We start from the raw sequence: 12,101 nt of genomic DNA, 5'->3' as shown, positions 1-12,101 counted from the left end.
TCAGTAGCACAGTGGCAGAACAACAGAGCTCCCGGGGTAATTCACGCGACCTTCCTGCTTATACCTGTCGGCTTTACGTCACAGCGTTCCGTGTAAGTATTGGGCTTTGACGATACTAGCCGCCTCACCCCACTGTGCCGCCTAAACCGCTTCCTGTTCGTCAGGCCAGCATTTTGCTTTCGGTTTCCTTCAGATCCGCAGTCACCCACGGCACCCTTACCGTTCAGCTAACACTTCCCCTTACCGGGTGTGTAGAGGACTTTCACCTCCAAGTCACCGGTTTGGTCACCACAACCAACCCGGTTGCGCTCACGCGCAACGCGCCATGCCCAGCGCACTAGCAAAAAGGCGGCTAATTATGCCGCCTTTAAAACTAAAAGAATAGTTTATGACCTATCATTACAGCAGATCAGCGATCATCTTCTCAAGTTTGCCCTGATCTATAGCGAACTTACGGATACCATCCGCCAGTTTTTCTGTTGCCATTGCATCCTGATGATGTTCCCAATAGAACTGAGCTTCATTCAGTGGCTCTGGACGCGCTTTAACTTCACCGGTATAACCCAGTTTACATTCAACCTCACCCTGAGCTTCGGATAATTCTTTCAATAACGCAGGAGCAATAGTCAAACGGTCACAACCCGCCAATTCCAGGATCTCACCGGAATTACGGAAACTTGCTCCCATAACAACGGTGTCATAGCCATGTTGCTTATAATATTGGTAGATCTCGGTCACAGAAATGACGCCTGGATCTTCGTGTGGCGCGAATTCTTTTTTATCGCTGTTCTCTTTATACCAGTCAAGGATGCGACCAACGAATGGCGAAATCAGATAAACCCCTGCTTCAGCACAAGCACGCGCCTGTGCAAAAGAGAACAGCAGAGTCAGGTTACAGTTGATACCTTCTTTTTCTAACTGCTCAGCTGCGCGAATACCCTGCCAGGTTGAAGCCAGTTTGATCAGAATGCGATCATTGCTGATACCCGCTTCGTTATACAACTTTATCAAACGCTTAGCTTTAGCTACGCTGGCTTCGGTGTCATAAGACAGACGAGCATCTACTTCAGTAGAGATACGGCCTGGGATCAATTTCAGAATTTCCAAACCAATATTCACCGCCAGTTTATCGCTGGCATCCACAATCTGCTGCTCGCGAGAGTTACTCTGTTCACGCGCCCATGTAATTGCTTCATCAATCAGTTTGCGGTATTCAGGGATCTGTGCAGCGTTAAGGATCAAAGATGGGTTAGTCGTAGCATCTTGTGGCTGATAAAGTTTCATCGCCGCAATATCCCCGGTATCTGCGACTACGGTTGTCAGTTTACGCAAGGAAGTTAGTTTATCGGTCATTTTGTCATATCTCATCGTTATGCGTGAAATTGTGGCCTTGTGGCTACGCCATCCTTTGATAATAACACGGTAAAACCTTGCTGCAAGGCGGTAAAAACGATGACTCATCGTTAATTGATTCGCAAATGTTTTCAACTGCAAATTCCTTAAAATGCGTCCTGATGCAAATCAGGCAAGTTAACAGCACCAACCCGCACACTATTGTTCCAATAAATGCTGAAAATCATAGGTAAGTTTAGTTCAAACATCAGGACATTATTATAGACTACCGGCTGGTAAAGTTTCCTGGTCAACAAATCTAATCATAAATAAGTGACTTCAATTTATTGAATTCAATAAATTAAAGTCACGACCAAAATTATTATTTAAAATTAATTATTCCACAGTTAATTTATTCTCAACTTCAGCACTTATTTTTTTCGAAACAAAAACTGAACTTAAAGAACACATTGCAAAAAAGATAAATAAAACACTACTTCCCAGCAAAGGGATTAAACCTATTACTATAATACCAAAAGCTGACTGGTAGCTTCTTGAAATTGCATCCGAAGACGATATTATTTTCGCAAAATATTTTTCTGGTGTCAGCTCTTGCCCTGATGTGTAAAGAGATATCCTTAAAAAAGAAAGTCCGATAAAAATAAGCATAGTTCCCAAAGTATAGTATAACAGGGTAATTCTTGACAAAGGTATAGCCCAAAAAATACTGCCAACTGCAATTAAGAAAGAACCAAGAAAGAAAGATTTTTTTAACTTGTTTATATTAAAATAAGCACCAGACAAATAAGAACCAAATAACATTGAAACAGAAGCTACAAAGGAAAAATAAGCGACTAAATCAGAAAAAGAAAACGAATATAATCCACTAAATAAAGAGACAATTATTGTATAGCTAGAAGTTATTATATAAGTTGAAATCACCTGGTATGATACCATTGCAGTTAAAATACTTATCCTGAATAATAATATATTTCTCTGGGTATTATTCTTGATAATATATTCTAAACCGCCATATTTCATAATAATATCTTTTTTCTCTGTTTTAGTTCCCCAATCGCCAACAATAAAGAGAAGTATCATTGATAAAAGAAAACATATTGATTCAATAATAAATAAGAAACGTATCGAAGTTATATTTATCAAAAATCCGGCTATCAATGGAGAAGATATAGAGAAGAGACCATAATAGAATTGTTGCTTTGATATAAAAGCAACTCTTTCTTCTGAACTGACAAATACCTGATATGCCACTGACCTTATCGATATATTTAAACCTGAAAGAAATGACAGAAGGAAAGATATGAAAAACAATAAATATATATTATTCACAAACACAGCAAAGAATATTATTACCGCTCGAAATAAATCTGAATAAATACAAATAGTTCGCATATTAAACCGAGCAGTTAGCCCACCAATAACCGCAAAAACTAATATACTCGCCATTAGCCTTATAGATACCATTAAAGACGTATCTATTTCCGATTTCGTGATTGAATATACCAGTGAAATAAGCGCTATTTCACTTATTCCTGTACCAAAGATAGATATTATATCAGAGGATAATAGCTTGTTTTTATTCTGCATATTTTATCCTATTTTATACATTTTTATCCAATTGATTTCATTAATAGCACTTCCACGACTTCAATTAAATAATAAATAGTGAATCTAGCACAGTCTCTTATTTCCAATATTTCTCAGGTTCTATAAAAACAAATCTGCAAGAAGTGCTCTCACTTTTAGAATAATTACACTATTACAATCCAAGAAAAATAGATCAAATTCACAAAAATTAATATTTAAATAAGCCATAAAACATTATTTATATTTATATATAAAATTAAATTTAAATATAATCATATAAATTATTTAAGTATTCTTCTCATTAAATGTAATATCGATCAATAAAATGGAGTATAAAATTATCAGCTGGTTACGCCACAGATATCACACTTGCAGTTTTTACTATCCTTGTTATTTATTCTTTATTATCCTATCTTTTGTTAAAATCATTTAATCTGAACAACCGAGATCATATTATGCTTATCACTATTTCACCAGCAAAAACCCTTGATTATGAAAGCCCGCTTGCCACGGAAAAATATAGTCAGCCAGCATTACTCGACCAGTCAGAACAACTAATTAGCATCTGCTGTAAACTCACACCAACCCAAATTGCCAGTTTGATGGGTATCAGCGATAAACTTGCCGGTCTGAATGCAGCCCGATTTGGCGAATGGCATGCTGATTTCACGCCAGAAAATGCACGTCAGGCTATTCTGGCATTTAAAGGTGATGTGTATACCGGTATGCAAGCTGAAGATTTTTCCGACAAGGATTTTGATTTTGCTCAGGATCATCTGCGTATCCTGTCTGGTCTTTATGGTGTACTTCGTCCTTTGGATCTGATGCAACCTTACCGGCTGGAAATGGGAATTAAACTGGAAAATAAACGTGGTAGAGATCTTTATTCTTTCTGGGGAGATCTGATCACAGAAAAACTTAATCAAGCCTTGGAGCAGCAAGGCGATAATGTATTGGTTAATCTGGCTTCCGATGAATATTTCAAATCCGTTAATACAAAAAAATTAGCCGGTAAGATTATCAAGCCCGTATTTCTTGATGAGAAAAACGGTAAATATAAGATTATCAGCTTCTATGCGAAAAAAGCCCGTGGGTTGATGAGCCGATTTATTATTCAGAATCAGTTAACGCAAATTGACCGTCTGGTGGAATTCAATCTGGATGGCTACGTTTTTGATGAATCGTTATCTAAAGGAAACGAGCTGGTATTTAAACGACCAGAACAACATTAAAACTTTTATTATCAATCATAAACGCCGCATAATTTATGCGGCATCTACTCTTATCGCTATTCAGGTGCTCTTGCCATCAGGAAAGCACGTAATTTAGCAAAATCTGCCGGCAAATGATGGGATAACAAGTCTAAATCAGCTCGTTCTGCCAGAGCTTCAGGCAGTGGTAATTCCTCACCCAGAATCTGCTCCACACTCTCTTTAAATTTCGCCGGGTGAGCTGTACCGAGAAACAATCCGCATTCATCTTCCTGTAATTGATCACGCAAAACGCGGTAAGCAACAGCTGCATGAGGTTCAGAGATATAACCCAGTTTAGCCAATTCCTTGATGGTCTCTTTAGTCACTTCATCACTGACTATGCCATATCCTAATTCACTTAACTTCCAGGATCGACGACAAAATAGTTCTTCAATACGCGGCCAGTTGTTGGGCTGACTCACATCCATTGCATTAGAAAGCGTAGCAACCGTCTGATGAGGCAGCCATTTTCCATCCGCCAGATAACGTGGAACCGTATCGTTCACATTAGTCGCAGCGATAAAACGTTTTACCGGCAGCCCCATTGATTTTGCTAATAAACCGGCAGTTAAATCACCAAAATTCCCACTGGGTACCGAAATCACCAATTTTTCACGCTTATCTTCTGGTACCTGAGCCACCGCCTCAAAGTAATAGCAAATTTGCGCCAACAAGCGACTGATGTTAATTGAGTTAGCTGAATTGAGATACAGAGCCTGTTTTAACTCTTGATCATCAAATGCCTGTTTAACCAACGCCTGACAATCATCGAAATCACCATCAATTGCAACCGTGTGAATGTTACCGCCCAATGTACAGAAGAGCTTTTCCTGTAATGGACTAATTTTACCCTGCGGATAGAGAATAACCACCTGTACATTATTCAACCCATAGAAGGCATGCGCTACTGCTGCACCAGTATCGCCGGAAGTCGCAGTCAAGATGGTCACAAGCTGCTCACCAGCAACCTGTGCCAGTATTTGTGCCATAAAACGACCACCAAAATCTTTGAATGCCAAAGTCGGGCCGTGGAATAGTTCCAGCGTTGCAATATCTTCTGCCACTTTTGCAATAGGTGCTGGAAAAGTAAAAGCATTCTTAACTCGTGCCGCTAACTGTTCTGGCGGAATTTCATCGCCAATAAACGCTGAAAGAATACGACCGCTGCGGGTAACAAAATCCAGTTTCAGCAGTTGGTCAATTTCTTCACGACTGAATTCAGGTAAATCTTGCGGGAAGAAAAGTCCTTGTTGTTTACCTAATCCCTGCTTTACTGCCTGCGCAAAACTCACCTGCTCGCTGTTGTCTTTTAAGTTATACAGTTTCATCTGTTACCCTATTTGTCGTGCGCCTGCGAGATCCAGACGGCAAATGTGTACAAAACCTTCATCATTCTGAACATAATGTTGTTGCAGCCACTCAGCCATTTTCTTCGCGGTAGCCATATCATTACAAATGGAAAACAACGTCGGGCCAGAACCAGAAATACCACAGGTCAATGCGCCTATCTCTTTTGCTGCTTCACGAGCTTTAGTAAAACCAGGCAACAGTTGTCTACGGTACGGCTCAGCAACAACATCTTGCATTAATCTGGCTGCCAGTTCAGGTTGCTGTGTATGACAAGCATGAATAAAGCCAGCAAGAAAACGCCCATGGTCGATAACATCCCGCTTCGAATATTTAGCAGGTAAAATCGCTCTGGCTTCTGCAGTAGAAACTTTGATGCCCGGATAAGCCATCACCCAGAGCCATTCATCAAATGAAGGCACTGACTGACAGATAATATCCCCCTGTTCCATAATCAGCTGCAAGCCGCCAAGGTAACATGGCGCGACGTTATCATAGTGGATGCTGCCTGAAATACGCCCTTCCAACTCGCCCATCATTTCCAGTAATTGACCTTCGCTGAACGGGTGTCCTGTGAATTCGTTGAGTGCCATTAAACCAGCCACAACAGAACAAGCGCTGGAACCAAGGCCAGAGCCAATTGGCATATTTTTTTCCAGCGTCATTGCCACAGGTAATTGTTTACCCAAATGCTGACAGAATAATTGCCAACATTGATAAACGATGTTGTGCTCCAGCTGCTCAGGTAACTTCCCCACAAACAGCCCTTCATTACATAAACTGAAGCTCTCCGCTGCCCGGACAGTAACGCAATCACCTAATAAAGTACCATCAACCGGAGAGACCGCAGCTCCCAGTACATCAAACCCAACACTGACATTCCCAATAGATGCGGGAGCATAGACTTTAATCACAATTAAACTCCCTGTTTCCAGGATAAAGTACGCAGCATATCGGCAAAAACACCTGCGGCTGTGACATCATTACCAGCTCCATAACCACGCAGTACCAACGGTATCGGCTGATAGTAACGAGTGTAGAATGCCAGCGCATTTTCGCCATTTTTAACTTTATAAAGTGGGTCATTGCTATCTACCGCAGCAATTTTCACTCTGCAACGACCATTTTCAATCACGCCAATATAACGTAACACTTTCCCTTGGACTTGCGCTTCTGTTACACGCTGGCTGAAAACCTGATCAAGAGAGGATAGACGTTCAAGGAAATTCTCCACGTTACCGCTGTCATCAAAGGAAGCAGGTAACACCGGCTCCACATCAATATCATCCAATTCAAGCTCACAACCTGACTCACGAGCGAGAATCAACAGCTTACGGGCAACATCCATACCAGAGAGATCATCTCGAGGATCTGGCTCGGTATAGCCTTTCTCTTTCGCCAATAAAGTCGCCTGAGATAATGATATCCCTTCATCTAACATACCGAAAATAAAGGAAAGAGAACCGGAAAGAATACCGTTAAATTGAACCAACTCATCACCCGCATTAAGCAAATTCTGTAAGTTCTCAATAACAGGCAGCCCCGCTCCCACATTGGTGTCATACAGGAATTTACGCTTGGATTTTTCCGCTGCTTTACGGATCTGATGGTAATAAGCCATTGATGCAGTGTTGGCTTTCTTATTCGGCGTGACGACATTAAATCCATCACTCAGGAAACTAGCATACTGATCTGCAATTTGCTGATTAGAAGTACAATCTACTATCACCGGATTAAGTAGATGATACTCTTTCTCCAGGCGAATCAGACGACTCAGGCTAAATGGCTCTTTAACTTCTGACAAACACTGTTGCCAATTATCGAGACAAATACCTCTCATATCAGTCAGCATAGCCCGTGAATTCGCGATACCACATACCCGTAAATCAATGTGTTTTTGTTTTAACCATGCTTGCTGACGACGGATCTGCTCAATTAAAGCGCTACCAACACCACCAACACCGACAACAAAAACCTCGATCACCTGATCAGTGTTAAATAGCATCTGATGGCATAGGCGAACAGCGGTAGTCGCCGCTTCATTGTCAATAACAGCAGAAATAGAACGTTCAGAAGATCCCTGTGCAATGGCAACAATATTGATGTTACCGCGAGCAAGTGCCGAGAAAAAACGAGCAGAGATACCGCGCAAAGTGCGCATACCATCACCAACAACAGAGATGATAGAGAGATTTTCCATCACATCCAGAGGATCAAGAACACCATCTTTCAGTTCGAGATAAAATTCTTCACTCAATGCCCGACGAGCACGTCCCAATTCTCGCTGAGGCACACAGAAGCTGATGCTGTATTCCGAAGAGGACTGAGTGATCAGCACAACAGAAATCCCAGCGCGAGACATCACAGCAAATACCCGTGCTGCCATACCAACCATCCCCTTCATACCGGGACCAGATACGTTGATCATCGCCATATTGCTCAGGTTAGTAATGCCTTTTACTGGTGCACTTTCATCTTTCTGCCCATCACCAATAAGCGTTCCCGGTGTATCTGGATTAGCGGTATTTTTAATTAAACAAGGAATCTGAAATTGAGCAATCGGAGCAATAGTCCGAGGATGAAGCACTTTAGCCCCGAAATAAGAGAGTTCCATCGCTTCCTGATAGGACATCCCTTTTAATAAACGTGCATCTGGCACAATTCTTGGGTCACAGGTATAGACACCATCTACATCAGTCCAGATTTCGCAACATTTAGCGCGCAAACAAGCCGCCAAAACAGCAGCAGAATAGTCAGAACCATTACGTCCTAAAACAACTAATTCGCCTTTATCATTTCCGGCAGTAAATCCCGCCATCAGAACAATATGATCATCAGGAATATTCAGAGAAGAGATGCGCTTTGTAGACTCATTAATATCTACCGTAGATTCAAGGTAATGACCTTGTGCCAACAGATTTCTTACCGGATCAATCACCGTGACCTTGTGACCACGCGCCTGCAATACAGATTCCATGATAGCAATAGAGAGTTTTTCACCACGGCAAATCACAGAAGCGTTAATACTATCCGGGCATTGGCCCAATAATGAAACACCATGCAGCACTTGTTTCAATTGAGCAAACTCTTGCTCAACCATCATTTTTAACCGTTCATAATCAAAACCGGGTTGCGCCTGTGCCAGCCCCTGTAATAAATCAGCAAAGATCTGTTCAGCATCGTGCATATGGGTAATAACATCTTGCCCAGCCACAGTTTTTTCGATCATCGCCACTAAATGATTAGTCATTTTTGCTGGGGCAGAAAGCACCAACGCAACCCCTCCCTGAGAAAGCTTTTCCTCAGCGATATCGGTGACACTCAGCACACGCTGGCAGTTGGCGACTGAAGTCCCTCCAAATTTAAGCACTAGCATTGACATGTTTCTCCTGATTTAGCGCCAAAAAAAAGCCCGCATCTGATTTGGATGCGGGCTTTTTTATCTATTTTATGTATGCGTCAGCCCGCCCCGCAACCTGTGGTTCCGGTGGTGGTAATAATTGTGGTTTTCAGGCTGATAGTTTGCATAAGTTCCCGTCTGTCATTTAATGAGTTCGACCCTATATTGGTTAAAGGAATTTGTGCACAAAGTCAAACATTTTCTCTAAAACAACCTTATGTTTTTGATATTTCCTGCATTGGAATAATTTATTCTACACTCACCAATACAAACAAATATATTCAATTAAATACCTTCCTTCAGTTGTTAACTCTATTTTTAACAAAATTAACAATATGTTTTGTCTTTTAGTAAAAATCAGGTATTTTTGTTCACTAACGAACTCAAATGAGGTTATTTTTTATACAAAAGTGTTTTGCGTGTTAACAGAAATTTGTCATTTTCCTGCATAATAGAAAGTATAAAATAACAAATATAAATAATATTAACGTGCTACAATCAATTTTGATGTACGTCAATAAAAGGTAGTTTTTTTAGATGGTAAATGCATTGCAAGCTGTTATATTGCTGTTAATAGACTAACATAATACTGTTTAACCAGTTTTTTCGGGTACATACCCCCCAAAGGAAAAGCAACTTTTACTTTCAGTGTAAAGCATATCAATAAATGTTATTACTGACTTAAGCCATAATTTCAGTGATGACAAACAATAACCAGTAAATATCCTGAGATAAGAGTAGTTTGAGTCATTCTGATTTTATTTTTAAGCGATTTTAGGTAGCAACCATGCAAACCCCGCACATTTTGATTGTTGAAGACGAAATTGTCACTCGCAACACCCTGAAAAGCATTTTCGAGGCTGAAGGATATGTTGTTTATGAAGCCACTGATGGTTCAGAAATGCATCATATTCTATCGGACAATGACATTAACCTGGTGATTATGGATATTAATCTTCCAGGCAAAAATGGCTTGTTGCTTGCCCGCGAATTGCGTGAACAAGCGAATGTTGCTTTGATGTTCCTGACTGGCCGTGATAATGAAGTGGACAAGATACTTGGGTTAGAAATTGGGGCAGATGATTATATCACCAAACCATTCAATCCACGTGAACTGACCATTCGTGCCCGAAACCTGCTTTCTCGCACCATGAATCTGAGTAATGTCAGCGAAGAACGCCGCCAGGTCGAAAGCTACAAATTCAATGGCTGGGAGTTGGATATCAATAGCCGTTCTCTTATCAGCCCTGCTGGTGAGCAATATAAATTGCCACGTAGTGAGTTCCGCGCCATGCTTCATTTCTGTGAAAATCCTGGCAAAATCCAGACTCGCGCAGAACTACTAAAAAAAATGACAGGTCGTGAACTGAAGCCCCATGACCGTACTGTCGATGTGACAATTCGCCGTATCCGTAAGCATTTCGAATCTACCCCAGATACTATGGAGATCATTGCCACTATTCACGGTGAAGGTTATCGTTTCTGTGGTGATTTAGAAGCGTGATTTGAATTATACCCAATGGATTTCAAGATACATCGCGACGGCAAGGGAGCGAATCCCGGGAGCATAGCGAGCTATGTGACAGGGGTGAGTAAGTGCCGCAAACAAAGAGGCAACTTGAAAGATAACGGGTATATCAATAATCGTGACTGCTCCCCGCCGTAAAAAACGGCGAGGCTTCCCGCTTCTCAGGCCGCAACCGTCTTTATGACGGATTTATGCTGGCCTCCGTGGGCAGAAACGACGAGTCCCGCCGCCTGTAATGCTGTTATACCCTTGCGCTGGATGTTGAGCGCCGCATTGATATCGCGGTCATGTTCAACACCACAGCAAGGGCATTGCCAGATCCGCTTATGCAGCGCATTTCCGGCTCTTTGTGACCGCAGCAATGGCAGGTTTTCGAATTGGCAAACCATTGCTCCAGTTTGACCAGATGGACGTCCGCCGCTGCGGCTTTGTATTTCAGCTTCTTGATGAAGCCATGCCAGCCCGCATCCCCGATAGCGCGAGCAATACGGTGATCCTTCATCATGTTGGCCGATTTCAGTGTCTCAACAATGAGCGCTTGGTTTTCGTCAACCATTGTTCGGGAGAGTTTGTGTTGAAAATCGGCGCGAGCATGGGCTACCCATTCATGTACTGCCGCCAGACGTAATCGGGCCTTGCCGCGGCTAGCATTGCCCTGTTGTTTGCGCGACAGCGATTTCTGCTTTCGCCGCAGGTTATGGGTGGCGTTGATAAGGTGACGCGAGTGATAACACCCGGTTTTTCCCGCGCCTCTTTGCCATCGTCACTGTAGTGGACCACTACACTCATTGATAAAGTGCATTCATTTTCGCCTGTAAAACAGGCTAATATCAATTCAGTCAGGATACGTCGCCGTAGTCCGCCCTAAGGCCCTTTGAGCTTTTCGCCTTAGATCCCCGCCTGCACTGGACAAGGGGTTACGGCGGTTTTTGCTAAATGACAGGATGGGATATCCTCCCATCCTATTCCCTTAGTTCCCCGCAACATTCCACGGCATAATTGGCACAGCACTAAGTGCGTTCTTCGGCGAGCCATCAATTATTTTGTCCGAATAAGTCAGATAGATAAGTGCATCACGGTTTACATCATAGAAACGGACAACCTGGAGTTTTTTAAATACCAGTGAAGTTCGCTTCTGAAAAACAACCTGGCCTTTCTTACTCCCCTTTTTAATCTTGTCTGTCAGCTCGATAGGCCCCACCTGTTGGCAGGAAATAGCAGCATCAGCGGTATCTTCCGCAAGTCCTAAACCACCTTTGATTCCACCTGTTTTTGCCCTGCTTAGGTAGCAAGTCACATTTTTCACATCAGGATCATCAAACGCTTCAACCACAATTTTATGATCAGGCCCGATAAATTTAAAAACAGTATCTACCGAACCAATCTCCTCAGCCTGAGTCACCAGAGGTATGAACAACAATATGGTTGCTATTAGTATCTTTCTGATCTTTAACATATACAATCTCATACCTTAATCAATTCAGAGTAAAACTTCACCACAGTGATACCAGATAGAATAGTAATACTATCGATAACAATAGTTACATATAAATATAATTTCACAAAGTAATGAGTGAAATAATAATCTTAACAAGTATCCTATTGTAAATAGAAGACTTGTTTTACACTTAGT

Annotated in this window: 9 protein-coding genes, 1 pseudogene and 1 other annotated feature; of the genes and pseudogenes, 2 read left to right on the top strand and 8 right to left on the bottom strand. The window is 41.7% G+C overall.

Features of this window, described 5'->3' with window-relative positions; all coding sequences use genetic code 11:
• Positions 1-399: 399 nt before the first annotated feature.
• Both tal and BO26_RS13840 read right to left on the bottom strand, forming a co-directional pair.
• Entirely contained in the window at positions 400-1,353 is a 954-nt protein-coding gene (tal, locus tag BO26_RS13845; protein WP_036772301.1) for a transaldolase, read from the bottom strand.
• A 375-nt stretch (positions 1,354-1,728) separates the two neighbouring features.
• Positions 1,729-2,940, bottom strand: coding sequence for an MFS transporter (locus BO26_RS13840; protein WP_036772298.1), 1,212 nt, complete (start codon positions 2,938-2,940; stop codon positions 1,729-1,731).
• Between the two features lie 455 nt (positions 2,941-3,395).
• On the opposite strand from BO26_RS13840, the gene yaaA reads away from it, so the two are divergent.
• The gene (gene yaaA / locus BO26_RS13835; RefSeq protein WP_036772297.1) at positions 3,396-4,172 is read left to right on the top strand and encodes a peroxide stress protein YaaA; all 777 of its coding nucleotides are present in this window, start codon (positions 3,396-3,398) and stop codon (positions 4,170-4,172) included.
• Between the two features lie 56 nt (positions 4,173-4,228).
• Here yaaA and thrC read toward each other — a convergent pair whose 3' ends face one another.
• The 4 genes from thrC to thrL form a co-directional block, all read right to left on the bottom strand.
• A complete protein-coding gene (thrC, locus tag BO26_RS13830) occupies positions 4,229-5,521 on the bottom strand; it encodes a threonine synthase (protein ID WP_036772295.1) in 1,293 nt (430 codons plus the stop codon).
• A gap of 3 nt (positions 5,522-5,524) precedes the next feature.
• Positions 5,525-6,454, bottom strand: a complete 930-nt coding sequence (thrB, locus tag BO26_RS13825; protein WP_036772294.1) for a homoserine kinase — start codon at positions 6,452-6,454, stop codon at positions 5,525-5,527.
• A gap of 2 nt (positions 6,455-6,456) precedes the next feature.
• Positions 6,457-8,916 carry a bifunctional aspartate kinase/homoserine dehydrogenase I gene (gene thrA, locus BO26_RS13820; RefSeq protein ID WP_036772293.1) on the bottom strand — a complete coding sequence of 820 codons (2,460 nt, stop codon included), beginning with the start codon at positions 8,914-8,916 and terminating at the stop codon, positions 6,457-6,459.
• A gap of 25 nt (positions 8,917-8,941) precedes the next feature.
• Positions 8,942-9,061, bottom strand: a sequence feature (Thr leader region).
• The gene (gene thrL, locus BO26_RS24655; protein ID WP_110882773.1) at positions 9,000-9,068 is read right to left on the bottom strand and encodes a thr operon leader peptide; all 69 of its coding nucleotides are present in this window, start codon (positions 9,066-9,068) and stop codon (positions 9,000-9,002) included. It overlaps the preceding feature by 62 nt.
• A 659-nt stretch (positions 9,069-9,727) precedes the next feature.
• Between thrL and arcA the strand changes: the two genes are divergently transcribed.
• Entirely contained in the window at positions 9,728-10,444 is a 717-nt protein-coding gene (gene arcA, locus BO26_RS13815; protein WP_036772292.1) for a two-component system response regulator ArcA, read from the top strand.
• Positions 10,445-10,629: 185 nt separating this feature from the next.
• Here arcA and BO26_RS24140 read toward each other — a convergent pair.
• Together BO26_RS24140 and creA are read right to left on the bottom strand one after the other, a co-directional pair.
• Positions 10,630-11,189 (bottom strand): annotated as a pseudogene (locus BO26_RS24140) (RNA-guided endonuclease InsQ/TnpB family protein); the annotation flags it as partial.
• A 249-nt stretch (positions 11,190-11,438) separates the two neighbouring features.
• Complete coding sequence (creA, locus tag BO26_RS13805) at positions 11,439-11,924, bottom strand: protein CreA (protein ID WP_036772290.1); 486 nt, start codon at positions 11,922-11,924, stop codon at positions 11,439-11,441.
• Positions 11,925-12,101 lie beyond the last annotated feature (177 nt).

This window comes from Photorhabdus australis DSM 17609, from assembly GCF_000711895.1.
In the GTDB taxonomy this organism is placed as follows: domain Bacteria; phylum Pseudomonadota; class Gammaproteobacteria; order Enterobacterales; family Enterobacteriaceae; genus Photorhabdus; species Photorhabdus australis.
Note: the sequence above shows the minus strand (reverse complement) of the source record. Positions and strands in the feature narration are given on the sequence as shown.